Genomic DNA, 25099 nt, shown 5'->3' with positions numbered 1-25099 from the left:
ATAACGTTAGTTTAGCTAACTGCTTCTTTAATTCTTTTAATAGCTTCTTTTATTTGCTCTTGAGATGCTGCATAAGAAATTCTAATACAGTTAGGATTTCCAAAAGCATCACCAGTAACAGTTGCAACTAAGGCTTCTTCAAGTAAGTAAAGTGAAAAATCTGTAGCATTGTTTATAGTTTTTCCTTTTAAGGTTTTTCCAAAGAAATAAGAAACATCTGGAAACACATAAAAAGCACCGTCAGGTGTGTTAGTGTTAAAACCTTCAATATCACCTAATAAATCTAATATAATATCTCTACGAATATTAAACTCATCAATCATGTATTTTATACGTGATGGCGATTCGTTTAAAGCAGTAATTACAGCACGTTGTGCAATACAATTAGTGCCACTGGTTGTTTGCCCTTGTAATTTGTTACATGCGCGCGCTATTTTTTCGGGAGCACCAATAAAACCAACACGCCACCCAGTCATGGCAAAGGCTTTTGAAACACCGTTTACTGTAATTGTTCGGTCATACATTTCATCAAATTCAGCAATACTTGTATGGCCTTTTCCGTAGTTTATGTGTTCATAAATTTCATCAGAAACCACATAAATATTTGGGTATTTAGCTAAAACATCAACCAATGCTTTTAATTCTTCTTTACTGTAAACAGAGCCACTTGGGTTACATGGTGAGCTAAACCACATCATTTTAGTTTTAGGCGTAATGGCTGCCTCTAATTGTTCAGCAGTCATTTTAAAATCTGTTTCAATAGATGTTTTTACTTCAACAGGAACACCACCAAAAAGTTTTACAATATCGGCATAACTTACCCAGTATGGGCATGGTAAAATAACTTCGTCTCCATCATTTAACATAACACCAGCAACGTTAAATAGTGCTTGTTTTGCACCCGTTGAAACTACAATTTGTGAAGGTGTATAAGTTAAATTGTTATCGCGTTTAAATTTTGTTATAACTGCATCCTTTAAATCGGCATAACCATCAACAGGTGTATATGAGTTGTAGCCTTCGTTAATGGCATCAATTGCTGCATCTTTAACAAAATCTGGCACTTTAAAATCAGGTTCTCCAAGGCTTAAGCCAATAATGTCTTTGCCTTCGCCTCTTAATTCTCTTGCTTTTGCAGCCATGGCTAAGGTTGCTGAAGTAGCCATGTTTAAAATTCTATCAGATAGTAAGTTCATCTTTTAAGTTAATAGTGGTTGTTAGACTTGTAAAGCGGGTTTCATGCCCATTTCTTTTAAATGTTTAAAATGAGCAATAATGGCTTTACGTGTAGTTTTGTATTCGTTGTAAGGTAAATTAAATTCTTTAGCTGTTTCTTTAACTATTTTTGAAATATTAGTGTAGTGAATATGACTAATATGCGGGAAAATATGGTGCTCTACTTGATGGTTTAAACCACCAGTAAACCAATTTACAATGCTGTTTTTAGTACTAAAATTAATAGTAGTTTTTAGTTGGTGTACAGCCCAAGTATTTTTCATGGTGCCATCTTTTTGTGGCAATGGCATTTCAGCATCTTCCATAACATGTGCTAATTGAAAAACAACACTTAAAATTAAGCCAGCAGTGTAATGCATTATAAAAAAGCCAATTAAAATTTTCCACCAAGCAATATCTAAAATAAGCATTGGTAAAACAATCCAAATAGAAACGTATATAATTTTTGAAATAACAAGTTTGCTCCAATTCCAAACAGGGTTTGGGTACTTTCCGTATGATAATTTACGTTTCATATAACGCCTCATTTGTTGCCAATCTGTAGTAATGGCCCAATTTATTGTTAGTAAACCGTATAATAAAATAGAGTAGTAGTGTTGAAATTTATGATACCATTTCCATTCAGAGTGTTTTGTAAAACGTAAAATTCTACCAGCATCTAAATCTTCATCGTGCCCATGAATGTTTGTATATGTGTGGTGCAAAACATTATGTTGTACTTGCCAGTTGTAAACATTACCAGCTAGTATGTAAATGCTGCTACCCATTAAGCGGTTTATCCATTCTTTATTAGAAAAAGAGCCATGGTTACCATCATGCATAACATTCATGCCAACTCCGGCCATACCAACCCCCATAACAATGGTTAATAGTAAATTAACCCAATTAGGAAAATTTAGTGTTAAAATTAAAAAGTATGGAGCTAAAAATATTGAAAACATTACAATGGTTTTCATCCAAAGTTTCCAATTACCGGTGCGTTTTATATTGTTTTCTTTAAAGTAGCTGTTTACTCTTTTGTTTAATGTTCTAAAAAATTTTGCAGAGTCTGTGCGTGAAAATGATAGGGTTTGTTTAGCCATGCCTTTATTTTTTCTTACTAAAAATTAGTTTAGTCTTTGCTTTTCAACGGGCAAAGATAGGTATAAACCTTATGAAGTAATAACGTTTTTATGTAAAAATATGTACTTAAAAAGTATATTTTTGTTGAAAATTTAACAGATTTAAATAAGTGTGATAAAAAATTGAATTTTTATTTAATTCATTGATTTTCTTATTGTATTTATTTTTTGAAAAGTAATAACTAATGGAACTCATTTTAAAATATTTCCCTAACCTAACCGAAACGCAAATACAACAGTTTAAAAAACTTGAAGCGCTTTACCAAGATTGGAACTTGAAAATTAACGTAGTATCTAGAAAAGATATTGATGAACTTTACTTAAGGCATGTATTGCATTCTTTAGCAATAGCAAAACTTATAAGCTTTAAAGATGGTACAAAAATTATGGATGTTGGTACTGGCGGAGGTTTTCCAGGTGTGCCATTAGCAATAATGTTTCCTAATTGTACTTTTCATTTGGTTGATAGTATTGCAAAAAAATTAAAGGTTGTTAATGAGGTTGTTGACGGTTTAGGTATTACAAATGTGAAAACTACACATACACGCGTTGAAGAAATTAATGATACTTATGATTTTATTGTAAGTAGGGCCGTAGCTGCAATGCCAACTTTTGTACATTGGACTAAAGGTAAAATTGCTAAAAATCAAAATAACAGTTTAAAAAATGGTATTTTGTATTTAAAAGGCGGCGATTTAACCGATGAGCTAAAAGAATATACAACAGCTAAAATTTATAACCTAACAGATTATTATACTGAAGATTTCTTTGAAACCAAGAAATTAGTGCATTTGCCTAAAAAATTTAAAGGCTAATTTTTAATAGAATTTTCTAAGGCTTTAATGTTATTTATAAAAAAATAATATTGGTTTTGCTGCCAGTAGGTGTTTTCAAAAACTTCCGAAGGTTCCAAATCTTTATTAGGGTTTAGTATGGCTTTGGCTTTGTTTAAGTTTTCTGTGGCTTTTTCAAAATTATTCATCTTAAAATAGGTTAGAGCCAAACCTAAAAGTGCATCAAAATCTAAAGCATCTAGCGCTAAAGCGTTGTTAAAATCATCAACAGCTTCGGTGTATTTTCCTAGTAATAAAAATGAAGCGCCTCTATAAAAATGAGCAAAAGTGTTATTACTGTTTAATCTTATAGATTTGGTTAAATCTCTATTTGCTTTGGCGTAATAATTAATATCCATGTAAAACACACCGCGGTTGTAAAATGTGTTAGCGTCTGGTGAAATATAAATAGCTAAAGTGTAATCTTCCAGTGCTTTTTTTGGTTTATCTAGTGCTTTGTAGCAAGCAGCTCTAAGCATATACACGTTTGGAAAATTTGGTGCTATTCTTAAAACTTTATCAAAATCTGCTATGGCATTTTTGTAATCTTCTAAATCATATTTTACACAAGCTAAACTATAAAGCGCATCAATAAAACTAGGATCTAGTTCATAGGCTTTTTCATAATCATTTTTAGCACCCACCAAATCTTTTAAACTAAACCTTGAGTTTCCACGGTTAAAATAGCTATCAGCATCGGGCTTGTTTAATATAATTTTAGAATAATCAACAATGGCACCACTGTAGTCTCCTATATCATTTTTAGTAATGGCTCTTAAAAAATAGGCATCTAAATGGTCGGGTTCTAACGTAATAGCTTGGTCTAATAGGTTTAATTTTTCATTTAAATCTGTAGCTCTTACCGCTTGTCTGTATAGTTTGTTTGCTTGCCCAAACGAAAGCAGCGGAGCTATGGCGCAAAAGATTAATAGAAGTTTTTTCATATGCACATAAACAGCAAATAATATGCCGCAATTTTTAATGGAAAGATAATTAATTTTGAAAACATAAATGATATTGCTTTTCAAAAAATATTGAAACAAAAAAAGCGAGCCTGTTAAAAGCTCGCTTTTTAATTTTATAAAAAAGAGTCGTTAGCCTAAAAACGGATATCTGTAATCTGTAGGTGTAACAAACGTTTCTTTTATTAATCTTGGAGATACCCAACGTAATAAGTTTTGGGCGCTTCCTGCTTTATCATTTGTTCCTGAAGCTCTAGCGCCTCCAAACGGTTGTTGGCCAACTACGGCACCTGTTGGTTTATCATTAATGTAAAAGTTACCTGCGCTGTTTTGTAATAGTTTGGTAGCTTCAACTATAGCGTATCTATCTGCAGCAAGAATAGCACCTGTTAAGGCATATTCACTAGTGCTGTCAACAAGCTTTAAAGTTTCTGTGTAAGCATCATCTTCATAAACATAAATAGTTACTACCGGACCAAAAAGCTCTGTACACATGGTAGTGTATTTTGGGTCTTTGGTTACAATAACTGTAGGTTCAATAAAATAACCTTTACTTTTATCGTAATTTCCTCCAGCAATAATTTCAGCATCATCATCAGCTTTTGCTTGGTCAATGTATTTTGCTAATTTATCAAAAGAGCCTTCATGAATTACAGCTGTAATAAAGTTGCTCATATCTTCAGGCGATCCCATTTTAAACGATTTTAAATCGGTTAATAAATGGTTTTTTACAGCTTCCCAAATGCCTTTAGCTACATAAACTCTTGAAGCTGCACTGCATTTTTGACCTTGAAACTCAAAGGCACCACGTGCAATAGCGGTGGCAACTTGCTTAGGGTTTGCTGTTTTATGTGCAACAATAAAATCTTTTCCGCCTGTTTCGCCTACAATTCTTGGGTATGTTTTATAGTTGTGAATGTTTTGGCCAATTTGTTTCCAAAGTTCCTTAAAAACAAAGGTTGAACCTGTAAAGTGTAATCCTGAAAAATCTGGACTTGCTAAAACGGTATTTGTAATCATTACCGGATCTCCAAACACAACATTAATAACACCAGCAGGTACGCCAGCTTCTTTAAACACATCCATAATTACTTTAGCTGAATAAATTTGGCTGTCACTTGGTTTCCAAACAACAACGTTACCCATTAAAGCCATACATGCAGGTAAGTTACCAGCAATAGCAGTAAAGTTAAAAGGCGTTACAGCATAGGTAAAACCTTCTAATGGGCGGTATTCAACACGGTTCCAAGCATCACTTGTGCTTTCGGGTTGCTCCATGTAAATATCGCTCATAAACTGTACGTTAAAACGTAAGAAGTCTATTAACTCACAAGCCGAATCTATTTCTGCCTGATGGATGGTTTTAGACTGCGCAATCATTGTGGCAGCGTTAATTTTAGCTCTGTACGGGCCAGCAATAAGTTCGGCAGCTTTTAAAAATATGGCAGCGCGTTGTTCCCAAGGCGTGTTAGCCCATGCATCTCTTGCTTGTAAAGCCGTTTTTATAGCATCTTCTACGTTGTTTTGTTCTGCTAAATGGTATGTTCCAACACTATGTTTATGATCATGAGGAGGCGATATTTGTCTTGTATTTCCTGTTGTAACATCTTCACCGTTAATATATAAAGGCACGTCAACTTTACTGTTAAACATAGCTTTATAAGCTTGTAAAACTGCTTCGCGCTCCGGTGATCCTGGAGCGTAACTTTTTACGGGCTCGTTTACCGCAATTGGTACATTAAAAAAGCCTTTTCCCATGATTTTTTAGTTTTTATTAAAAATATTTCATTGAATTGGTCGCAAATTTAAGAATTATTAAATGATTTAATTGAACATAGCTTTATAAAATAACGTTAATTTTTATTTATTTTTTGTAAGTTGCTGCTTTGTATTTAGACTACAGTTTGCATGTGTACAGTTACCATTATTCCTACTAGTAATTCTAATTTTGTTTTAACTTCAAATAGAGATGAAGCACCCAATAGAACATCTTTAACTCCAGAATTTTATAATGTTGAAGGTGTGAAAACATTGTTTCCTAAAGATGAACAATCTGGCGGAACATGGGTTGGTGTAAGCCAAAAACATAGAGTTGTTTGTGTTTTGAATGGCGCATTTAAGCCGCATTTAAGAAACCCTCAATACAGAAAGAGTAGAGGTTTAGTAGCAAAAGACTTAATGATTGCTGATGATATAGAAAGCACCATTGAAAGTTATGATTTTACAGATATTGAACCGTTTACAATTGTTATAGCAGATTGGAATACAGACTTGGCATTTTTTGAATTAATTTGGGACGGTAACCAAAAACACTTTACAAATTTACCTTTAGCGCCTAAAATTTGGTCGTCTTCAACATTGTATAATGATGTAATGAAAGCTGAGCGCCACATGTGGTTTGATAATTTTATAAAAACACATGCTTTAACTGCCGATAATTTATTGGAATTCCATAATGAAGCAGGAAAAAACAAGCCCAATTACGGAGTTGTAATGGATAGAGGTTTTGTTAAAACTACCAGTATAACTCAAATTGAAAAACAAGGTAGTACATTGCATATGGCTTATGAAAATATTCATGATAAAACAGTAGCTAACCAAATATTTAATTTACCACAAACAGTAAATGAGTAATACAGGTATAATTTTAACATTGGCATATCCTGAAACAATTGTAATGGTAGCAGATGAATGGTATTCGCCATTTTTAAAGTATTTGGGTATTGGTAAAACAAATTATTTACGAGCAGGTCATGCAGCATTGGTTTTAATTAATAAGCAAACAGGTGTGTTAGAGTATCATGATTTTGGACGTTACATTACCCCAGAACCTATGGGGCGCGTTCGTGGTGCTGATACTGATAATGAACTTCATTTTCCATTAAAGGCTATTATTAAAAACAACCAAATAACTAATTTAAATGCTATTTTAAAGTTTTTAGGAACACACCCAAAATTAACACATGGCGATGGTAAATTAGTAGCCTCAGTTTGTAATGCTGTAAATTATGAAAAAGCTAGAGCGCATATAACTAATATGCAGCAAAAACATTTTATTAGGTACGCTGCTTTTATTAAAAATGCATGTAATTGTGCGCGGTTTGTTACTGATAGTTTAATTGCTTCGGTTACTGATTTGAGTATTAAAAAAGCACTACAAAAATCTAAATGGTTTACACCAAGTACTGTGGGGAATGTATTGTTGGCTAACACTGAAAATAATGCTTATGAAGTACTTGAAACAGGTGAGATTTTAAATTTTACAGGATCTCAAAAAAGTGAAAATTTACGTTGTTTTTTAGATAAGCTAAAAAATCATAATGTAAATTTAGTGGGTACATTGCAACCAAAACCTGTAGATGTGGCTCATGAAAATGCACAGTGGTTATCGGGTATTGCGGCGGGTGCTTGGTTTGAATTACATAAAACCGATATTGCTAACATGTTTCGTTTTAGGCGTTTATCGCCTTACGGTAATATTGATTGTGATGCTATTTTTAAGGTTGAAAATAACGCTTTTAATTTTGATGCAGGTTATAAGTTTGTGCATTACTCTAACTGTAAGTTTTTTCATGTAGAACAGCAGGGTGTGGTTTTTAGGTTTGATAGGGTTTAAAAACAAAGACTTGTAGTATAAAATGGTGTGGCGGTTTGCGTTAGGGATTGAGACGGCATCCTTTTTGAGGCACGAAAAAAGATATAGTTGAAAGCCCGACCCGATAGGGGAACGCCCAAAAAATTAATTTATGGCAAACGGTGCGCTAAGTTTAAATGTTGGTATATCTACTGTAAATTTTTGTGTGGTTGTAAAATTTACCATGGTGTAATGGCCATACATGGCACCAAATGGTGATGTTAATAGGCAACCGGATGTGTATGTGTGTGATTCGCCGGGTTTTAAAACGGGTTTTTGGCCAATAACGCCTTCGCCGTCAACTATTTCAACATTATTTAAAGCATCGAGTATTTCCCAGTGACGCCATTGTAGTTGTACTGAGTCTTTACTTTGGTTTTCTATAGTAATTTTATAGCCAAAGGCATATTGTATTTTGTAGTTTCTGTAAAAAGACCCTTCAAAAGTAGTTTCAACTGAAATTTTTATACCTTTTGTTACTTGTTGTACCATGTTAAGTGCTTATAAACAATAAGTTTACAGTGCAAAAATAATAATTTTTTAAATGGTGGTTGAAAAAAGTGGATAAAATACGTGTTTTAGTTGCTAATGTTTACAGAAGTTGTTTCGCCTAAACCTATTATTTTATCGTAGCGAGCGCCTAAATCTCTATAATATACTAAAACTTTATAGTTGTTTTCGGTTTGGTAGAAATTACCACTAATTGCGCCTTCGTTAACCGTGTTGTTATTTAGGGTAACAAATTTATAATTATAAAAACCTTGTTTAAGTAGTATGCTGGCGGTGTAAATACCTTTGCTTTTATTAAAAACCATTTTGTTGGTTTGGTTTAAGGCGTAATTGTTGTAGTTTCCGTATACAAAAACAGGTGTGTTGGTGTTGAAGGTTGGATTGGGTTTTAGGGAAAAATGTACCCAAACGTAATCTGATTCTATGCTAACATCACCATTGTTTACGTTGGTAATTAAGTAGGTTCCGTTAATATCAGGGTTGTAAGTGTAAGGTGTGTTGCTACGTTGTATGTTTGTATATAAATAGTTATGGTATAGGGTTTGCAAATCTATATTTTGCACACCGTTGCTGGCGGCTCTAACATCTTTGTTTTCAAAATAAAAATATTCATTACCACCCCAAAAACTGGCTTCGGTATCATATTTGTAAATTAACTGATTGCCAACTGTATATTGCGGTTTTAGGTTGTTAATAGCTGTGTGTAAATTGTTGTTTTGTACTATTAGTGTTTTTACGGTTTGCATGGGGTTGTTTAGTTGAAATCCTTTAGGATCAATTATAATTTCTACCCGTTGTTTTTGGTTTATAAAACTTATATCTCTGGAGCGTTTTATGCTTAAGCCAACATTTGCTTTGTTTTCATAAATCATGAATTTTCTTGAAAAAACAAGCTCATCATAACTGTTGTAAATACTCATTATGTAATTGCCAGATTTTTTTATGCCTCGTGTAAATTGGTTTGGTATTGTTAATTTGTAGTTTGAAAATATTTGTAATGTATTGTAAGAGTTTTGGTAATCTCGAATACGCTGGTTGTCAAATCCGTTTAAGTATTCAGATTTTGCTAAAATTGAAGGCGTCCAATCAAAATTACAATGTTGTATTTTGTAGTAGTAATCATCTTCATTACCGTTTAAAACATCAAATTCTAATACTAGTGGCGTTCCTAATTTTATAACCGGTAATTGTGTTTCGGGTGTATTACCCTTAAAATTAATGGTTTTAATATACTCAGGTGCATTTACTTCATTAATTTGACTAAATGCTGTAAATGTTGCCAATAAAAAAATACATACGAAGCTAAACTTTGTTAACATATAAAGTTGTTTTGGGTAAATATAAACAAAATTAATGCCTAAGTTATTTTTGTTGTTTAGAATGAATATAAATAATATAACGTTAACTAAATTAAATAAAAAAATGTGTTATTAATTTGTACTTTTGCCTCGATTTTTAGACAACTAATTTCAATAAAAAAAATATGTCAAACGACATTCGTATTAAAAAAGGTCTAGACATAAATCTAAAAGGTGCTGCCGTAAAAACTCTAGATACGGCAATTGTAAGCAATTTTAGCACTATTAGACCTGAAGACTTCCACGGCGTTATACCAAAATTGATATTAAAAGTTGGATCTAAAGTAAAGGCAGGTGAGGCTGTTTTTTATGATAAATCTAACGAAAATGTAAAATTTGCTTCTCCTGTTTCTGGTGAAATAGTTGAGATTGTACGTGGTGAAAAGAGAAAAATTTTAGCAATTAAAATTCAAGCAGACAAAACACAAGCCTACCACGATTATGGTAAATTTGATGTTGATGCTGCAAAAGCAGATGATGTGAAAACACATTTATTAGCTGCAGGTTGCTGGCCATTTGTAAAACAACGCCCATATGACGTTATTGCAAAACCAGACAAAACACCAAAAGCTATTTTTATTTCTGCTTATGCTAGTGCACCTTTAGCTGCAGATTTAGATTTTACATTGCAAGGAAAAGAAGCCGAGTTACAAGCAGCTGTTACAGCACTAGGAAAGCTTACAGAAGGTAAAGTGCATATTTCAGTTGGTAAAAACTCTAATTCTCCACTAGCATCTGTTTCTGGCGCAACTATTCACAAAGTGTCTGGTCCGCATCCTTCAGGTAACGTTGGTACACAAATTAACAACATAGATCCTATTAATAAAGGTGAAACAGTGTGGACGGTAAGTGCACAAGACCTTGTTATTATTGGAGAATTATTATTAACAGGTAAATTCAATGCAGAACGTATTGTAGCCATGGCAGGCTCATCAGTTGAGGCTCCTAGATATTTCAAAACTAAAATAGGAAGTGAAATATCTACAATGGTTTATGATAAAGGTATAGCTAAAGATGCTAACGTTCGTATCATTTCTGGTAATGTGCTTTCAGGAAAAGAAGTAAAACCAGATGGTGAGTTAGATTACTACAGCAATGTTATATCTATTATTCCTGAAGGTGATGATTATGAACTGTTTGGTTGGAATAAGCCAGTTTTTAATAAAGTATCAACTTCTAGAGCTTTAACCTTTTCTTGGTTAAATCCTAAAAAAGAATACGATTTAGATACGAATACTAATGGTGAACACAGAGCTTTTGTGGTTACCGGAGGCTACGAAGAAGTATTTCCTTTAGATATTTATCCGTTACAAATTTTAAAAGCTTGTATGTATAAAGATTTAGATGAAATGGAAGCTTTAGGTATGTATGAAGTAGCTCCTGAAGATTTTGCCTTAACAGAATTTATTTGTGTGTCTAAACAACCACACCAAAAAATAATTAGAGAAGGTTTAGACTTAATGCTTAAAGAGATTGGATAATGGGTTTAAAACAAAATTTACATAATTTAAAAAAGAAGTATGAAGGTACCAAAATGGCTCCTTTGTTCAATGGTTTTCATACGTTCTTATATACACCTGATGAGGTAACACACAACGGTACTCACATTAAAGTAGTTGATGATTTAAAGCGTACCATGAATACAGTTATCATGGCTTTAATACCATGTTTAATTTTTGGTATGTTTAATGCTGGTTATCAACATTATTTAGCAATAGGTGAAATTGAAGCTGTATCATCAGGTTTTTTTAGTGCAGAATTCTGGACTTTAGATAACTTTTTAATTGGTGCAATTAAGGTACTACCATTAGTAGTTGTATCTTATGTTGTTGGTTTAGCAATTGAGTTTGTTTTCTGTATTATTAAAGGTCATGAAATTGAAGAAGGTTACTTAGTAACAGGTATGCTAGTGCCTTTAATAGTTCCTGTAGATATTCCACTATGGATGCTTGCCGTAGCTGTAGCTTTTGGTGTTGTTATTGGTAAAGAAGTATTTGGAGGGACAGGAATGAATATACTAAATCCTGCTTTAACCATTCGTGCATTTTTATTCTTTGCATACCCAACATGGATGTCTGGAGATAAAGTATGGGTACACGGTGCGGTAGAGCGTGCTGAAGAAATAGCGGGAGGCGCTAATTTAGATGCCATTTCTGGTGAAACTATTTTAGGTAGTTTAGCTCAAGGTAACAGTGCGGGCTATTCAGTTGCCGATATGTTTTTTGGGTTTATTCCTGGTTCTGTTGGCGAAACATCAGCATTACTAATCCTTATAGGTGCACTATTCTTAATATTCACAAAAATAGGAAGCTGGAGAATTATGTTATCTTCAGTGGTTGGTGCATTAGCAATGGGCTTAATATTTAATGGTGTTGTAAGTTCTGGTTGGATTACAGAAAGTAGTAAGTTTTACGGTTTAATGAGTACAGAATTTTGGCATCATTTACTAATTGGTGGTTTTGCTTTTGGTACTGTGTTTATGGCTACCGATCCTGTAACTGCATCGCAAACAAATAAAGGAAAATGGATTTACGGTTTTTTAGTAGGTTTTATTTCTATTTTAATTCGTGTATTCAACCCAGCGTATCCAGAAGGTGTTATGTTAGCTATATTATTAATGAACGTATTTGCACCAACCATAGATCATTATGTGGTACAAGCAAACGTTAAGAAAAGAATGAAACGTTTAAAAGTAAAAACAGCTTAAAAGATGAGTAATAAAACAGATAGTAACGTATACACTATATTATTTGCCATAGGAATGGTGGTAGTAGTAGGCGCTTTATTAGCTTTTACAGCAGCGTCTTTAAAGCCTAATATTGCAGAAAACGTACGTTTAGAAAAACAACAAAACATTCTATATGCTATGGGTGTTAATGAAAACGATGAAAGTTCAGCCGTTTTTGTTGATAAAACTGAAGCTCCAGAATTATTCAAAAAATACATCACTAAACAATTGGTAATTAAAGGAGGTGATGTTTCTGAAAATAATGAAGCTTACCTAATAGATATTAAAAAACAAAAAGCAATAGGTAATGACAACCCAAGCGAGCGTAAGTTGCCTTTATTTGTTGGTGAAAAAGATGGTAAAACATATTATGTGGTGCCAATTTATGGTAAAGGTTTATGGGACGCCATTTGGGGTTATGTATCTTTAGATAAAGACATGGTAGTACAGGGTGCTTATTTTGATCACAAAGGTGAAACACCAGGTTTAGGTGCTAACATTAAAGAACGTTTTTTTATGGACGATTTTATTGGTGAGCATTTATTAGATGAAAGTGGGTACTTTAAAGGTATTGATGTTGCCAAAGGTAACGCCGACCCAAAAAATGAAAATAAAACCGATAACGAGGTTGATGCCATTGCAGGAGCAACTATTACAGGTAATGGTGTAACAGCAATGATTAAGAGCGATCTTAAATTGTACAAACCTTATTTCGATAATCTTAAAAATAATTAAAACATATGGGACTTTTATCAAAAAAAGATGCCAAGTTAATAACAGATCCGTTAGCAGATAATAACCCAATTACTATTCAAGTATTAGGTATTTGTTCTGCATTAGCAATTACTGCAGAGCTTAAAGCATCTATTGTAATGGCGGTATCAGTATTATTTGTATTAGGTGTTGGTAACGTTGTTATTTCTTTAATGCGAAATATAATTCCATCAAAAATCAGGATTATCGTTCAACTTACTGTAGTTGCTGCTTTAGTAATTATTGTAGACCAAGTGCTAAAAGCATTTGCTTATGAATTAAGTAAAACACTATCGGTTTTTGTTGGTTTAATTATTACAAACTGTATCATTATGGGGCGTTTTGAAGCTTTTGCTTTAGGTAATGGCCCTTGGAAATCATTTTTAGATGGTATAGGTAACGCTTTAGGTTACGGTGTAATACTAATTATAGTTGGTTTCTTTAGAGAATTATTAGGTTCTGGTACACTATTAGGATTTAAAGTTTTAGGCGATCCTATTGAAAAAACAGGGTTGTACGCTATAGGCTATGAAAACAACGGTTTCATGCTTTTATCTCCAATGGCATTAATTGTTGTTGGTATTATTATTTGGGTGCAACGTAGTAGAAATAAAGACTTAATAGAAGATTAAAAATTAGTAAGCAATCAATAGTAGTAAGTAACTGTTACCAAATACTTGAAGATTGTATACTGAAGACTTAAAAATATGGAACATTTAGAATTATTTTTTAAATCAATTTTTATAGATAACATGGTGTTTGCAACATTCCTAGGAATGTGTTCTTACCTTGCAGTATCTAAAAAAGTAAGTACAGCCGTAGGTTTAGGAGCAGCTGTAGTTTTTGTACTAGCAGTAACAGTACCTGTTAACTGGTTGTTAGATCAATATATATTACAACCAGGAGCATTACAATGGTTAGGTGAAGAGTATGCAGATTACGATTTAAGTTTCCTTTCATTCATAATGTTTATTGCTACCATAGCAACCATGGTACAATTAGTAGAAATTATTGTTGAAAAATTTGCACCTGCATTATACAATTCATTAGGTATATTTTTACCGCTTATTGCCGTAAACTGTGCTATTTTAGGAGGTTCATTATTTATGCAATCTCGCGAAATTCAAAGTATTGGTTTAGCATTTAACTACGGTATTTCTTCAGGTATTGGATGGTTTTTAGCAATTTTAGCTATTGCAGCCATACGTGAAAAAATTCGTTATTCAAACGTGCCAGCACCTTTAAGAGGCTTAGGTATTACGTTCATCATTACAGGTTTAATGGCCATTGGTTTTATGAGCTTTGGTGGTATGTTAACAGGTGGCGATGAAGAGAAAAAAGAAGAAAAAACAGCTAAGGTAGAAGAAGAAAAAGCAAGTAAGGAAATAGCTGATAACACAATAAAAATAGTAGAATAACATGGTATTTTTAGCAGCTAGTACAACAGGAACAGTTATAGCAACTGTAGCAGCATTTTTAGTTTTAACACTTGCTTTAGTTGGATTACTATTATTTGTAAAGCAAAAATTAGCACCGTCTGGTCCTGTAAAAATTAAAATAAACGGTGAAAAAGAAATTGAAGTACCATCAGGTGGTAGTTTATTATCTACTCTAGGGAATCAAAAAATATTTTTACCATCAGCTTGTGGTGGTGGTGGTACATGTATACAATGTGAGTGTCACGTATTAGAAGGTGGTGGTGAAGCACTACCAACGGAAACACCACATTTTACACGTAAAGAGTTACAACATGGCGCCCGTTTAGCTTGTCAAGTAAAAGTTAAACAAGACATGAATATTACCATTCCTGAAGAAGTTTTTGGTATTAAAAAGTGGGAAGCTGAAGTAGTACGTAACTATAACGTAGCATCTTTTATCAAAGAATTTGTGGTTCGTATTCCAGAAGATATGAACTATAAAGCAGGTGGATATATTCAAATTGAAATTCCTAAATGCGAAATTAAATATTCTGATATTGATATTACAGCACACCCAGAAGAGCATGAAACACCCGATAAATTTCAAGCTGAATGGGATAAGTTTGGCTTATGGCCATTAGTGATGAAGAACGATGATATTGTAGAACGAGCTTACTCAATGGCTTCTTACCCAGCTGAAGGGCGTGATATTATGCTTAACGTTCGTATTGCTACACCACCATGGGATAGAAACAAAAACGGTTGGATGGATGTAAACCCAGGTGTTGCTTCATCATACATTTTTTCTAGAAAACAAGGTGATAAAGTAACAATTTCTGGCCCTTACGGAGAGTTCTTTATTAATGAAAGTGATGCTGAAATGTTGTACGTTGGTGGTGGTGCAGGTATGGCACCAATGCGTTCGCATTTATACCACTTATTTAAAACTTTAGAAACAGGCAGAACAGTTACATATTGGTACGGTGGTCGTTCAAAACGTGAACTATTCTATTTAGAGCATTTTTATGAGTTAGAGCGTAAGTTCCCTAACTTTAAATTCTTCTTAGCATTATCAGAGCCTTTACCAGAAGATAACTGGAAAGTTAAAAAAGATATTCATGATGAAGAGGGAGACGGTTTTGTTGGATTCATTCACAACTGTGTAATTGATAATTATTTAAATCATCATGAATCACCTGAAGATATCGAGTTATATTTCTGTGGACCTCCATTAATGAATAAAGCTGTTCAAAAAATGGGTGAAGATTTTGGTATTCCTGATGAAAACATCCGATTTGATGACTTCGGAGGATAAAATTTTAAACTATTTTGCTACATTATTTAGCATACTGTATAAAATAAAAGAACCAACGCATTGCGTTGGTTCTTTTATTTTATACAAATTGAATCAGATTCCTTTAGTTTATGTTTAAACAACCCTTTATAATCCATAACATTACTAATATTATCTAGCTTACATAGTAGCTCAATAACATCACTTAATCCATTAAAAAGCACATTAGTATCAGTAGGGTTTTCAGGTTTTCTATTCTTGTAATGTAATGGTAATTGATAACCACAGGCTTTCAAAAAAACACGTTCAATTTTTAACAATTCAATAGGAGAATACCCATTAAATTTTCTTCCTAACGTTTGGTGCACATTTCCAATGTAATTCAATTGTAATGCACCGTGATTATCCGCTAAGTGTTTCCAACTATCAGTATTATCTAAAATATTTCCAACAGCACACTGCTTACAACAATCTGGGTTTAACGTGTTGTTGTAAAAAGCATTATATAATTTACTAATGGCAGCATCAAAACGGGGAGTAGTTTTCATAAACAAATTTTTTAAACATTATAAAGTTAAACAAATTTTATGCAATGTAATAAAACCAGTAAATTTGCAATATGAGTAAACCACTTTCACCGCAAGAGTTACATAATTTAGCCATGAACCATGTTGGCAAAGATTTAGAAAATAGAGGGTTTGAGTTTGTAGCTATAAATAGTCAGTTAAAAAAACATCCGCAATTTGTATGCATTGATAAAAATAGCCAATACTATTTTGTAATTGTAAAAGCTGTTTTATTACCTGATAACCCAAATAATTATGATGTTATTTGGATGGAAACTTTTAAGAAACATGCACGCGATAAGAATGCAAAAGTGTTGTATGCAGGCGTAGGTTTAGGCAATCCAAATGGTGAAAGCTTACCCGTTTATTTAAATCAGGAATATTTAATAGAGTATAATGGTATTCAAGTTATAGAAACCAATTTAAATTAACTTATGAAAAAAACACTTGTTTTATGTTTTATAATAGCTTTTTTTAGCTGTAGTAAAGTAACTAAAAACACTAAGGTTACTGGGCATGTTTTTGGTACTACCTATTCATTTATTTATAGCGCTAGTGAGAATTATCAAAAAGAGTTTGATAGTATTTTTAAGGTATTAAACACATCATTATCAACTTACCAAAGCAACTCATATATATCTAAATTTAACCGTAATGAACCTGTTGAAGTTGATCATCACTTTATAAAGGTTTACAATGCTGCTAAAAACATTTATAATGAAACAGAAGGCGCTTTTGACCCCACAATAGGTAATGTTGTAAATGCATGGAGTTTTGGCGCAGAAAAGGCCATAAAAAACATTAATAGCGTTAAAATAGATAGTTTGATGCAGTATGTTGGTTTTAATAAAACCCAATTAAACGGCAATACTATTACAAAAAATAACCCCAACATTTATTTAGAATTTAATGCGCTTGCCAAAGGGTATGGTGTAGATGTTATTGCAGAATTTTTAGAATACAAAGGTGTTGGTAACTACTTAGTTGAAATTGGTGGAGAAATACGCGTTAAAGGAATAAATATAGAAAAGCAATTACCTTGGAAAGTAGGTGTAGAAAAACCTCATTTTGATGGTAAGCAATCTATTTTAAAGGCTATAGTTTTAAAGGAAGGCGCTATGGCAACTTCAGGCACTTATCGTAAGTTTAAAATTGATGAAAACGGTAACAGGTTTTCTCATATAATTGATACCAAAACAGGCTATTCTAGCAAAACCAATTTATTAAGTGTTTCTGTTATAGCTGAAAATTGTATGACTGCCGATGCTTATGCAACAGCTTTTAAAGCTATGGGCATACAAAAGGTTAAAGCATTTTTAAAAAAACATCCAGAACTGAAAGTATTTTTGATTTTTGAAAACGAAGAAAATAGCTTTGAAACGCTAGCTTTAAATAATTTTCCTGAGTAAAATAAAATATTATAGTATGTGACCAATTAAGAAATAGAGTGTCTTATAAATGCTATTAATCACATTTGATTAAAAAGTCGTGCCTTTGTTCGTTTTTTGGTACGGCTTTTTTTTGTTTTAGCGCTAAAATCGCGCAATTAAAATAGGTTATGTTTTGTTATATTGCTTTTATAATAATAAGTAACCAGCCAGCAACAAAAAGTAAACCTCCAATAGGCGTAACAGGCCCTAGGAATTTTAGTTTTTTCCCTTTGGCATCACTTAACACTAATCCATAAATACTAAACGAGAATAATAAAATACCAATAGTGAAACACCAATACATTGGTGTGGAAGAAAACTGAAAATTAAATCCAAGAACTAACAAAACTATAGCATGATACATTTGGTATTTTACGCCAGTTTCAAAACTTTTAAGTTGGTCTTCAGAGAGTGTTTTCTTTAAAGCATGAGCACCAAAAGCACCAAGTATAATGGCTAGCATTCCGAATAAAGCACCTGTAATAATAAAAGCTTGTTGCGTCATGTTGGTTTAAGTTTTTTTAACTAAAGGAATAATTTCGCCTTTTGCTAAACGGAATTTATCAATTTCAGAGTCTGGTAAAGTAGCCGTATAATCCACCTCTTCAACCTTAAATCCAATAGCACGAAGTTTATCAAAATAATCACGACCGTACACACGTACATGGTCATACTGCCCAAATATTTTAGCGCGCTCTACTTTATCTGTTATTGTGTTGTCTTCAAATGTAAACGCACGATTTAAATCTTGCGGAATTTGAAAAATACCCCAACCACCTGGTTTCATAACACGATATAACTCTTGCATTGCTTTAGTATCGTTTGGTATATGTTCTAAAACGTGATTACAAAAAATAACATCATAACTATTATCATCAAACGGAAGGTTGCATATGTCTGCTTTAACATCGGCAATTGGCGATAGTAAATCTGTAGTAGTGTAGTTTATATTATTAAGCTTTCTAAAACGCTTTAAAAAACATTGTTCGGGTGCAAAGTGAAGAACTTTATAGGCATTTGAAAAAAAATCTGTTTCATTTTGTAAATAAAGCCAAAGCAATCTGTGGCGCTCTAAAGATAGGGTAGAAGGCGATAAAATATTGTTACGCTGTTTTACATAACCATATGATAAAAACGATTTAAAACTTTTACCATCAATAGGGTCTGTGTAAGTGTTTCCTTTTAAAAAAAAGGCTAAAAGCGGTTTAATTACATAGCTAAGCCTTATAAGTAAAGGTCTTGGTATAAGGTTTAATATAAGTTTTGAAAAGTGTTTCAAAATACGTTAAACTTCTAAAGTTTTGTTTTCTTTTATAGTATTGTAAATACCATCCCAAAGCGCTATACGGTGCTGTAATGCTAATTTAGAAACGGTTAGTACATCATCCCATTTTTGAGAATCATTGCCACATAAATCTTCAATCATTTTTAATGATAAAGGGCCGTGTTCATCACCATCTAATTCAATATGTCTTTGTAAATAATAGCTTAATTTACTGTAGTTTTTACCATTTGTTTCAGCTTTATTTATAATTTCAAAAAACATATCAGGTATAATATCTTCTCTTCCAAAAGTAAAAGCAGCTGCAATTTTATGGGGTTGGTTTGTAGCTATAATATTAAATGTAAAGTTTACAAACTTGGTAATGTGCTCTGGTGTTTGGCTGTGTTTTAAACTATCTTCTATAGAAAACCCTTTATTTAAAAGCGTTAAAAAAGCATCAATATTATTGGTGCTTGCCGTAACTTGTTGCATGGCATCAATGTACATTTCATAATGGCTTTTAGGCTCACCTAACTCATTAACATCACTTTCTTCACCTAAAACAATTTCATTAATAAAACGTGCAGTAGCTGGATTTTTAGCAGGCACCCAAGGTAAAACAGTACAGGTTAAACTATTTTGTAGTGCTTTTAAAAGCGACATAAAATCCCAAACGGCAAAAACATGCGCTTCCATAAAAATTTTAATGTCATCAATAGTTTTTAAATGGCTGTATAATGCATGTTTATTAAGTTGATTACGCAGTTGTGTTAACTGGTTTTCAATAGTATGTATGTGTGTCATGTGTATTAAATAACTAAAGTGTTTTGCCTAAAAGCATCTTCTTCATTACTTGTAATACCTAATGCTTGATGAACGTAAGCAAAAGTTGAAAGGATTTCAGGTTTTCCGTCTATTAAAGCCACATCATGCTCAAAATGTACACTAGGCTTACCATCACGCGTAACAATTGTCCAGCCATCTTTAAGTTGTTTAATTCTGTGTGTGCCCATGTTAATCATAGGCTCTATGGCTACAACCATTCCTTCAATGAATTTTTTACCTCTACCGCGCTTACCGTAGTTTGGCATTTCAGGATCTTCGTGTAGTTTTTTACCTACACCATGCCCAACTAGTTCTCTAACAACACCATAACCTTCAGCCTCACAGTGCTGTTGTATGGCGTAGCCAACATCGCCCACACGGTTACCGTGTTTAAATTGAGCAATACCAGCGTATAAAGATTCTTTGGTAGTTTGTATAAGTTTTTTAGTGTCTTCAGCAACATTACCTATTTCAAACGTATAAGCGTGGTCTCCGTAAAACTCATTCATTAAAGCACCACAATCAATAGATACAATATCGCCATCTTTTAATGGCGTATCAGTAGGTAAGCCATGTACAACAGCGTCATTTACACTGCAAAGTAATGTAGATGGGCAATCATAAAGGCCTTTAAAACCGGGCAAAGCACCGTTATCTCTAATAAATTGTTCTGCAATAGTATCTAAATAGTTTGTGGTAACCCCTTCTTTAATTTCGGTGGCTAGCATACCTAGGGTTTTAGATACTATAAGCGCACTTTGGCGCATTAACTCAATTTCTTCTCTTGTTTTTACTACTATCATACCTAAAAAATATTTGCAAAGATACTAAATAGAAAACAAGAAGCCTTTAAAAAGGAAAAAGTGTTGGAGGGTGTTATTTAAAAAGCCCAAAAAGACCTTTTTTCTTTTCAATTTTAGGCGGTTGGCTATTTGTTAGTTCTTGGTAAATTTCTCCCCAACCAGGAAAACCTCCAAAGTTCCTATCGTCAATAAAAAGGTCGGCGTTAATTTTTCGGCTAGCGTCGTTATTAAATTCTTCTTCCGGAAAACTACTATTAACAGCATAAAAAATAACGCCATTTTCTTTACAAAAATTAACGGCTTCGTCTAGTTTATCACCAAACCTGTAGGTCCATAAAATTAGTCTATGCCCTTTATCTTGTAACATCTTTAATGTTTCAAAAGCAAACATTTGAGGTTTGCCAATTTTAGGGTAAGCATCTTCAACTATGGTACCATCAAAATCAACAGCAATTATTAAGGTGTCGTTAAAATTCATATGTTTTTACAGACTTGAGTTTGTACAAAAATACATTAATTTTTTAGGTAAACAATTAGGGCGTTTCCCTAACGGGTCGGGCTTTACGTTGTATCTTTTTCTCGTGCCTTAAAAAAGGATGCCACTTCAATCCCTAACGCAAAAAAGCCTGCTTTTGGGCAGGCTTTTTTTAAGGAAATTTATTTTTATACTAAGGCATGTTGTGTCATAGCTTCAGGTTGTTTAACCCCCATTAACTTAAGTATTGTTGGTGCAACATCACCAAGAACTCCGTTTTCTATATTTTTTAATTCGTTATCAATTAAAATAACAGGTACTGGGTTTGTGGTGTGTGCTGTATGCGGAGAACCATCAGGGTTTATCATAGTTTCACAGTTACCGTGGTCTGCAATTAAAAGTGTTGTGTAACCATTTTCTAAGCCTGCTGTAATAACATCTTTGGCACAAGCGTCAACAGCTTCACAGGCTTTAATGGCAGCTTCCATAACACCTGTATGCCCAACCATGTCTCCGTTAGCAAAGTTTAAACAAACAAAATCAGTGTCACCTTTTTGTAATTCAGGCACTAAAGCATCGCGCAATTCATAAGCGCTCATTTCAGGTTTTAAATCGTAAGTAGCTACTTTAGGTGAGTTTTTCAAAATTCTAGATTCGCCTTCAAACGGTGTTTCTTGTCCGCCAGAAAAGAAAAATGTAACATGTGGGTATTTTTCGGTTTCGGCAATTCTAATTTGTTTTTTTCCGTTTTTAGCTAAAACTTCTCCTAAAGTTTCAGAAATATTATCTTTATTAAAAATAACCTTTATGCCTTCAAAATCATCACTATAATTTGTAATGGTAACATAATAAAGGTCTAATTTTTTAGTGTTGTACTCAGTAAAATCTTTTTGGTTTAACATTTCTGTTAATTCACGACCTCTATCAGTTCTAAAGTTGTAAAAAATAACAACGTCATCTTTTTGTACTTTGGCAATGGGTTCTCCATCATTATTAGTTACAATAAGTGGTTTTATAAACTCATCAGTAATATCATTATCATAATTAGATTGTACAGCCGCGGCAGGGTTTGTAGTTTTTGTACCTTGGCCGTTTACAATTGCATTGTAAGCTAGCTGTACACGTTCCCAACGTTTATCTCTATCCATGGCGTAATAACGGCCAGTAACGGTAGCTAATTTAGTATTAGTGTTTGCAATATAGTTTTCTAAATCTTCAATGTAACCTTTTCCAGATTTTGGGTCTACATCTCTACCATCAGTAAATGCATGTACATATGAATTAACGCCCGCTTTATTGGCAGCATCAATAAAACCTTTTAAATGGCTGGTATGTGCATGAACACCACCATTACTTAAAAGACCTAAAAAATGAACATTTTTATTGTTATTTGCAGCATATTTTAAAGCATCAACAAGCACTTTTTCATCTTTTAAAGTGTCTTTTTCAATAGCTAAATTAATTTTTGCTAAATCTTGGTATACAATTCTACCGGCACCTAAATTCATGTGTCCAACTTCACTGTTTCCCATTTGGCCTTCGGGTAAACCTACGTGTAAACCATCGGTTCTAAGCGTTGCAAAAGGGTATTTTTTGTAAAGTGAATCTATAAAAGGCGTGTTTGCATGGTCTATTGCTGAAACCTTTGGGTCTGGAGAGTTTCCCCAACCGTCAAGTATCATTAAGATGACTTTTTTGTTCATTTTTAATAATTTTTTGTACTAAGCAAATATAGGTAAGTTTACTAAAATACTGGCAATAAAAACAGCTGAAATGCCCTGTTTTTTAGGGCGTTTTGTGCTGTTTTTTTAAGAAAACGTTTTCGTTAATGCTTTGTGAAATAAATGTTAAAAGTGTGTTATATAAATTTTTTGATGTAACAATTTAAATTTTTTATCGTCTCTTTAGTATATCAAAAAACGTAACATAAATTATCAATTAATCAAATAAATCAAACTTAAATTCTTTCATCATGAAAAAAACAATCATTACAACCGCAATTGCATTATGTGTATCTGTAGTATCAATTAATGCTTTACCAGCTACTTCAACAAGTAATACATCTACATCAGAGTATTATTTTAAAGTAAATTCATTTTGTGTATCTATTGCTAAAGGCGATTTTGATACAGTAAAAAAATTAATAGAAAGAGGTGCCGATGTTAACGCACGTTCAAATGGTATGACGCCAGCTATGTATGCAGCAAAGTTTAACAGAACTGAAATTTTAGAACTTTTAATTGCTGAAGGTGCTAATTTAAAATTAAGATGTTCAAACAAAAGCTATACTGCAGCAAAATATGCCCAATTACACGGTGCTGATGAAGCAGCTGCAATTATTAAAGATGCTTTAAAGAAAAAGAAGAAAAAATAATTATAATAATTTTTTAAAATTAATTATTTTGAGTTAGTCTGAAAAGGCCTCGCACTGCGAGGCCGTTTCTATAGGTTTCTGTATTTATTGATGGCTTCTTTTATTTTTTCTATACGGTTGTCAGGGTCTGGGTGTGTGCTTTGAAATTCTGGAACTCTGTTAGGGCCAGCTGCCGCTTTTAAAATTTGCATAACCCCAATCATTTCTTCAGGGTTGTAACCCGCTTTAATCATAAATTTCACACCTAAATCATCACTTTCAAGTTCATCATCACGTCCGTTTGTTAATAGTTTTTGTTGGCCAATACCGCTAACCACGCCTCCCATATCTGCACCAACAGAGCCAGCTGTTGCAAGCCCTTGCCAATATTCGCTTTCAGCGATACGTTCGGCACTATGCCTTCCTAAAACATGACCAATTTCATGACCTAAAACCCCAGCAAGCTGATCTTCATTTTCTAATTTAGAAAACAAAGCATAGGTTATAAATATTTGTCCACCAGGTAAGGCAAAAGCATTAATAGTATTAGGGTCGTTTAATAAATGAAACTCATATTTATAAGGTGTTTCATTGGCAATACTATTGTTAATTAATTTATTGCCAACATTGTCAACCAATGCTTGGTATTGGTTGTTAGGGTGCAAACCACCATGTTGTTGTGCCATTTGCGGAGCACTTTGTAAGCCAATTGCTATTTCTTTATCGGGTGTCATTGAAATAGTTTGTGTTCTGCCTGTATATGGATTAACTTCTTGTTGGCTGCAGCGTTTAAAAACAAAAAATAGTGCAATAGCTACACCTATTAGTAGTCTGAATTTTAAATTCCTTCCTCTCATTTGGTTATAAATTAGGGTATAATTTACAAAATTATGTGGTTCTAAAAAGTTACAATTTATAATTAAGACACATTTTTTAAGTTAAGTCACTTATTTTTACAGTGTAATAGCAAAGTAAAAAGGCATGAGTTTTATATTTAAAATATTAGAAAAAGAAAATATAGATTTAATTATACCATTGGTTTATCAATTAAATAATGAAAAGCTTGATAAGGCTTTATTAAAACGGCGCTTTAACGAAATGGTAACTTATAAAAATTATGAATGTGCTGTAATTTATGATGATGATAAAATAATAGGTGTGAGCGGTTTATGGTTTTGTACAAGACATTATTCGGGGAAAAGCGTTGAGCCAGATCATGTTTTTATTGATGAAAGCTACAGAGGAAAAGGCTTAGGTAAACAATTTTTTAAATGGATTTATAATTACGCAAAAACAAAAGGGTGTGAAGCCGTAGAGTTAAACACGTATGTAGCAAATGCAGCTTCTCACAAATTCTATTTTAACGAAGATTTTAAAATTTTAGGCTTTCATTTTTTAAAAAAGCTGTAAAAAGTGTTGCACAAATAAAAATAGGTTTTATATTTGCATCCGCTAATGCGGGAGTAGCTCAGTTGGTAGAGCGTCAGCCTTCCAAGCTGAATGTCGCCGGTTCGAACCCGGTCTCCCGCTCCAAAG

27 protein-coding genes and 1 tRNA gene are annotated in these 25099 nt (G+C 33.1%); 14 read left to right on the top strand and 14 right to left on the bottom strand.

The annotated features are described in order from the left end of the window. Window positions 1–11: 11 nt before the first annotated feature. Together FUA26_RS13270 and FUA26_RS13265 are read right to left on the bottom strand one after the other, a co-directional pair. On the bottom strand, window positions 12–1196 hold the full coding sequence (locus FUA26_RS13270; protein WP_147137059.1) for a pyridoxal phosphate-dependent aminotransferase: 1185 nt from the start codon (window positions 1194–1196) through the stop codon (window positions 12–14). Window positions 1197–1217: 21 nt separating this feature from the next. Further along, window positions 1218–2318: a fatty acid desaturase family protein gene (locus tag FUA26_RS13265; RefSeq protein ID WP_147137056.1), complete on the bottom strand. Its 1101-nt coding sequence runs from the start codon at window positions 2316–2318 to the stop codon at window positions 1218–1220. 224 nt (window positions 2319–2542) lie between these two features. On the opposite strand from FUA26_RS13265, the gene rsmG reads away from it, so the two are divergent. Continuing rightward, window positions 2543–3172 (top strand): 16S rRNA (guanine(527)-N(7))-methyltransferase RsmG, encoded by a 630-nt coding sequence (gene rsmG / locus FUA26_RS13260; protein WP_147137052.1) that lies wholly within the window; start codon window positions 2543–2545, stop codon window positions 3170–3172. Here rsmG and FUA26_RS13255 read toward each other — a convergent pair. Continuing rightward, complete coding sequence (locus FUA26_RS13255; protein WP_147137050.1) at window positions 3169–4134, bottom strand: tetratricopeptide repeat protein; 966 nt, start codon at window positions 4132–4134, stop codon at window positions 3169–3171. The two genes, rsmG and FUA26_RS13255, sit on opposite strands and share 4 nt — an antisense overlap. Before the next feature lie 150 nt (window positions 4135–4284). Further along, window positions 4285–5910, bottom strand: coding sequence for an L-glutamate gamma-semialdehyde dehydrogenase (gene pruA, locus FUA26_RS13250; protein ID WP_147137049.1), 1626 nt, complete (start codon window positions 5908–5910; stop codon window positions 4285–4287). 150 nt (window positions 5911–6060) lie between these two features. Here pruA and FUA26_RS13245 point away from each other — a divergent pair, with 150 nt between their 5' ends. Both FUA26_RS13245 and FUA26_RS13240 read left to right on the top strand, forming a co-directional pair. Continuing rightward, complete coding sequence (locus FUA26_RS13245; RefSeq protein ID WP_147137047.1) at window positions 6061–6786, top strand: NRDE family protein; 726 nt, start codon at window positions 6061–6063, stop codon at window positions 6784–6786. Further along, window positions 6779–7768 (top strand): DUF6695 family protein, encoded by a 990-nt coding sequence (locus tag FUA26_RS13240; protein ID WP_147137045.1) that lies wholly within the window; start codon window positions 6779–6781, stop codon window positions 7766–7768. The genes FUA26_RS13245 and FUA26_RS13240 overlap by 8 nt, the downstream gene beginning before the upstream one ends. Window positions 7769–7891: 123 nt before the next feature. Here FUA26_RS13240 and apaG read toward each other — a convergent pair whose 3' ends face one another. Together apaG and FUA26_RS13230 are read right to left on the bottom strand one after the other, a co-directional pair. Beyond that, window positions 7892–8278 (bottom strand): Co2+/Mg2+ efflux protein ApaG, encoded by a 387-nt coding sequence (gene apaG / locus FUA26_RS13235; protein WP_147137042.1) that lies wholly within the window; start codon window positions 8276–8278, stop codon window positions 7892–7894. A gap of 86 nt (window positions 8279–8364) precedes the next feature. Next, window positions 8365–9615, bottom strand: a complete 1251-nt coding sequence (locus FUA26_RS13230; RefSeq protein WP_147137039.1) for a type IX secretion system plug protein — start codon at window positions 9613–9615, stop codon at window positions 8365–8367. Between the two features lie 164 nt (window positions 9616–9779). On the opposite strand from FUA26_RS13230, the gene FUA26_RS13225 reads away from it, so the two are divergent. From FUA26_RS13225 to nqrF, 6 genes are all read left to right on the top strand, one after another. After that, window positions 9780–11135 carry a Na(+)-translocating NADH-quinone reductase subunit A gene (locus tag FUA26_RS13225; RefSeq protein WP_147137036.1) on the top strand — a complete coding sequence of 452 codons (1356 nt, stop codon included), beginning with the start codon at window positions 9780–9782 and terminating at the stop codon, window positions 11133–11135. Continuing rightward, window positions 11135–12361: an NADH:ubiquinone reductase (Na(+)-transporting) subunit B gene (locus tag FUA26_RS13220; RefSeq protein ID WP_147137034.1), complete on the top strand. Its 1227-nt coding sequence runs from the start codon at window positions 11135–11137 to the stop codon at window positions 12359–12361. Before FUA26_RS13225 ends, FUA26_RS13220 begins: the two co-directional genes overlap by 1 nt. Window positions 12362–12364: 3 nt before the next feature. Beyond that, a complete protein-coding gene (locus FUA26_RS13215; protein ID WP_147137029.1) occupies window positions 12365–13117 on the top strand; it encodes a Na(+)-translocating NADH-quinone reductase subunit C in 753 nt (250 codons plus the stop codon). A 5-nt stretch (window positions 13118–13122) separates the two neighbouring features. Then, window positions 13123–13767: an NADH:ubiquinone reductase (Na(+)-transporting) subunit D gene (locus FUA26_RS13210; protein ID WP_147137026.1), complete on the top strand. Its 645-nt coding sequence runs from the start codon at window positions 13123–13125 to the stop codon at window positions 13765–13767. Between the two features lie 75 nt (window positions 13768–13842). Continuing rightward, window positions 13843–14553 carry an NADH:ubiquinone reductase (Na(+)-transporting) subunit E gene (gene nqrE / locus FUA26_RS13205; RefSeq protein ID WP_147137023.1) on the top strand — a complete coding sequence of 237 codons (711 nt, stop codon included), beginning with the start codon at window positions 13843–13845 and terminating at the stop codon, window positions 14551–14553. A gap of 1 nt (window position 14554) precedes the next feature. Continuing rightward, window positions 14555–15868: an NADH:ubiquinone reductase (Na(+)-transporting) subunit F gene (gene nqrF / locus FUA26_RS13200; protein WP_147137020.1), complete on the top strand. Its 1314-nt coding sequence runs from the start codon at window positions 14555–14557 to the stop codon at window positions 15866–15868. Between the two features lie 74 nt (window positions 15869–15942). Here nqrF and FUA26_RS13195 read toward each other — a convergent pair whose 3' ends face one another. Continuing rightward, window positions 15943–16395: a Na(+)-translocating NADH-quinone reductase subunit F gene (locus tag FUA26_RS13195; protein WP_147137018.1), complete on the bottom strand. Its 453-nt coding sequence runs from the start codon at window positions 16393–16395 to the stop codon at window positions 15943–15945. A gap of 71 nt (window positions 16396–16466) precedes the next feature. On the opposite strand from FUA26_RS13195, the gene FUA26_RS13190 reads away from it, so the two are divergent. Continuing rightward, a complete protein-coding gene (locus FUA26_RS13190) occupies window positions 16467–16844 on the top strand; it encodes a Na(+)-translocating NADH-quinone reductase subunit F (RefSeq protein WP_147137015.1) in 378 nt (125 codons plus the stop codon). Window positions 16845–16847: 3 nt separating this feature from the next. Further along, window positions 16848–17822, top strand: coding sequence for an FAD:protein FMN transferase (locus FUA26_RS13185; protein WP_147137012.1), 975 nt, complete (start codon window positions 16848–16850; stop codon window positions 17820–17822). Window positions 17823–17979: 157 nt separating this feature from the next. Here FUA26_RS13185 and FUA26_RS13180 read toward each other — a convergent pair whose 3' ends face one another. The 6 genes from FUA26_RS13180 to gpmI form a co-directional block, all read right to left on the bottom strand. After that, a complete protein-coding gene (locus FUA26_RS13180; protein WP_147137009.1) occupies window positions 17980–18348 on the bottom strand; it encodes a DUF423 domain-containing protein in 369 nt (122 codons plus the stop codon). A 6-nt stretch (window positions 18349–18354) separates the two neighbouring features. Continuing rightward, a complete protein-coding gene (locus tag FUA26_RS13175) occupies window positions 18355–19122 on the bottom strand; it encodes a class I SAM-dependent methyltransferase (protein WP_147137006.1) in 768 nt (255 codons plus the stop codon). 6 nt (window positions 19123–19128) lie between these two features. After that, on the bottom strand, window positions 19129–19911 hold the full coding sequence (locus tag FUA26_RS13170; protein WP_147137003.1) for a DUF3050 domain-containing protein: 783 nt from the start codon (window positions 19909–19911) through the stop codon (window positions 19129–19131). 5 nt (window positions 19912–19916) lie between these two features. After that, entirely contained in the window at window positions 19917–20735 is an 819-nt protein-coding gene (gene map, locus FUA26_RS13165; RefSeq protein WP_147137000.1) for a type I methionyl aminopeptidase, read from the bottom strand. A gap of 73 nt (window positions 20736–20808) precedes the next feature. After that, complete coding sequence (locus FUA26_RS13160) at window positions 20809–21213, bottom strand: BT0820 family HAD-type phosphatase (protein ID WP_147136997.1); 405 nt, start codon at window positions 21211–21213, stop codon at window positions 20809–20811. A gap of 185 nt (window positions 21214–21398) precedes the next feature. Then, window positions 21399–22913: a 2,3-bisphosphoglycerate-independent phosphoglycerate mutase gene (gpmI, locus tag FUA26_RS13155; RefSeq protein ID WP_147136994.1), complete on the bottom strand. Its 1515-nt coding sequence runs from the start codon at window positions 22911–22913 to the stop codon at window positions 21399–21401. Between the two features lie 269 nt (window positions 22914–23182). On the opposite strand from gpmI, the gene FUA26_RS13150 reads away from it, so the two are divergent. Further along, window positions 23183–23584 (top strand): ankyrin repeat domain-containing protein, encoded by a 402-nt coding sequence (locus FUA26_RS13150; RefSeq protein WP_147136991.1) that lies wholly within the window; start codon window positions 23183–23185, stop codon window positions 23582–23584. A 68-nt stretch (window positions 23585–23652) separates the two neighbouring features. Here the strand turns inward: FUA26_RS13150 and FUA26_RS13145 are convergent, their stop codons facing one another. Beyond that, window positions 23653–24420 (bottom strand): M48 family metalloprotease, encoded by a 768-nt coding sequence (locus FUA26_RS13145; RefSeq protein WP_147136988.1) that lies wholly within the window; start codon window positions 24418–24420, stop codon window positions 23653–23655. A gap of 124 nt (window positions 24421–24544) precedes the next feature. On the opposite strand from FUA26_RS13145, the gene FUA26_RS13140 reads away from it, so the two are divergent. Both FUA26_RS13140 and FUA26_RS13135 read left to right on the top strand, forming a co-directional pair. Further along, window positions 24545–24973, top strand: a complete 429-nt coding sequence (locus FUA26_RS13140) for a GNAT family N-acetyltransferase (protein ID WP_147136985.1) — start codon at window positions 24545–24547, stop codon at window positions 24971–24973. A 47-nt stretch (window positions 24974–25020) separates the two neighbouring features. Beyond that, window positions 25021–25096 (top strand) — tRNA-Gly (locus FUA26_RS13135). The last annotated feature ends 3 nt before the right edge of the window (window positions 25097–25099 follow it).

This window comes from Seonamhaeicola algicola, from assembly GCF_007997385.1.
Taxonomy (GTDB): domain Bacteria; phylum Bacteroidota; class Bacteroidia; order Flavobacteriales; family Flavobacteriaceae; genus Seonamhaeicola; species Seonamhaeicola algicola.
The sequence above is the reverse complement of the archived record's forward strand: the minus strand, read 5'-3'. Positions and strand labels throughout refer to the sequence as shown.

What these genes read in the sequence shown, in the direction of transcription:
- FUA26_RS13270 (WP_147137059.1), bottom strand. Translation starts at nt 1,196, where the DNA reads ATGAACTTACTATCTGATAGAATTTTAAACATGGCTACTTCAGCAACC.
- FUA26_RS13265 (WP_147137056.1), bottom strand. Translation starts at nt 2,318, where the DNA reads ATGGCTAAACAAACCCTATCATTTTCACGCACAGACTCTGCAAAATTT.
- rsmG (WP_147137052.1), top strand. Translation starts at nt 2,543, where the DNA reads ATGGAACTCATTTTAAAATATTTCCCTAACCTAACCGAAACGCAAATA.
- FUA26_RS13255 (WP_147137050.1), bottom strand. Translation starts at nt 4,134, where the DNA reads ATGAAAAAACTTCTATTAATCTTTTGCGCCATAGCTCCGCTGCTTTCG.
- pruA (WP_147137049.1), bottom strand. Translation starts at nt 5,910, where the DNA reads ATGGGAAAAGGCTTTTTTAATGTACCAATTGCGGTAAACGAGCCCGTA.
- FUA26_RS13245 (WP_147137047.1), top strand. Translation starts at nt 6,061, where the DNA reads ATGTGTACAGTTACCATTATTCCTACTAGTAATTCTAATTTTGTTTTA.
- FUA26_RS13240 (WP_147137045.1), top strand. Translation starts at nt 6,779, where the DNA reads ATGAGTAATACAGGTATAATTTTAACATTGGCATATCCTGAAACAATT.
- apaG (WP_147137042.1), bottom strand. Translation starts at nt 8,278, where the DNA reads ATGGTACAACAAGTAACAAAAGGTATAAAAATTTCAGTTGAAACTACT.
- FUA26_RS13230 (WP_147137039.1), bottom strand. Translation starts at nt 9,615, where the DNA reads ATGTTAACAAAGTTTAGCTTCGTATGTATTTTTTTATTGGCAACATTT.
- FUA26_RS13225 (WP_147137036.1), top strand. Translation starts at nt 9,780, where the DNA reads ATGTCAAACGACATTCGTATTAAAAAAGGTCTAGACATAAATCTAAAA.
- FUA26_RS13220 (WP_147137034.1), top strand. Translation starts at nt 11,135, where the DNA reads ATGGGTTTAAAACAAAATTTACATAATTTAAAAAAGAAGTATGAAGGT.
- FUA26_RS13215 (WP_147137029.1), top strand. Translation starts at nt 12,365, where the DNA reads ATGAGTAATAAAACAGATAGTAACGTATACACTATATTATTTGCCATA.
- FUA26_RS13210 (WP_147137026.1), top strand. Translation starts at nt 13,123, where the DNA reads ATGGGACTTTTATCAAAAAAAGATGCCAAGTTAATAACAGATCCGTTA.
- nqrE (WP_147137023.1), top strand. Translation starts at nt 13,843, where the DNA reads ATGGAACATTTAGAATTATTTTTTAAATCAATTTTTATAGATAACATG.
- nqrF (WP_147137020.1), top strand. Translation starts at nt 14,555, where the DNA reads ATGGTATTTTTAGCAGCTAGTACAACAGGAACAGTTATAGCAACTGTA.
- FUA26_RS13195 (WP_147137018.1), bottom strand. Translation starts at nt 16,395, where the DNA reads ATGAAAACTACTCCCCGTTTTGATGCTGCCATTAGTAAATTATATAAT.
- FUA26_RS13190 (WP_147137015.1), top strand. Translation starts at nt 16,467, where the DNA reads ATGAGTAAACCACTTTCACCGCAAGAGTTACATAATTTAGCCATGAAC.
- FUA26_RS13185 (WP_147137012.1), top strand. Translation starts at nt 16,848, where the DNA reads ATGAAAAAAACACTTGTTTTATGTTTTATAATAGCTTTTTTTAGCTGT.
- FUA26_RS13180 (WP_147137009.1), bottom strand. Translation starts at nt 18,348, where the DNA reads ATGACGCAACAAGCTTTTATTATTACAGGTGCTTTATTCGGAATGCTA.
- FUA26_RS13170 (WP_147137003.1), bottom strand. Translation starts at nt 19,911, where the DNA reads ATGACACACATACATACTATTGAAAACCAGTTAACACAACTGCGTAAT.
- map (WP_147137000.1), bottom strand. Translation starts at nt 20,735, where the DNA reads ATGATAGTAGTAAAAACAAGAGAAGAAATTGAGTTAATGCGCCAAAGT.
- FUA26_RS13160 (WP_147136997.1), bottom strand. Translation starts at nt 21,213, where the DNA reads ATGAATTTTAACGACACCTTAATAATTGCTGTTGATTTTGATGGTACC.
- gpmI (WP_147136994.1), bottom strand. Translation starts at nt 22,913, where the DNA reads ATGAACAAAAAAGTCATCTTAATGATACTTGACGGTTGGGGAAACTCT.
- FUA26_RS13150 (WP_147136991.1), top strand. Translation starts at nt 23,183, where the DNA reads ATGAAAAAAACAATCATTACAACCGCAATTGCATTATGTGTATCTGTA.
- FUA26_RS13145 (WP_147136988.1), bottom strand. Translation starts at nt 24,420, where the DNA reads ATGAGAGGAAGGAATTTAAAATTCAGACTACTAATAGGTGTAGCTATT.
- FUA26_RS13140 (WP_147136985.1), top strand. Translation starts at nt 24,545, where the DNA reads ATGAGTTTTATATTTAAAATATTAGAAAAAGAAAATATAGATTTAATT.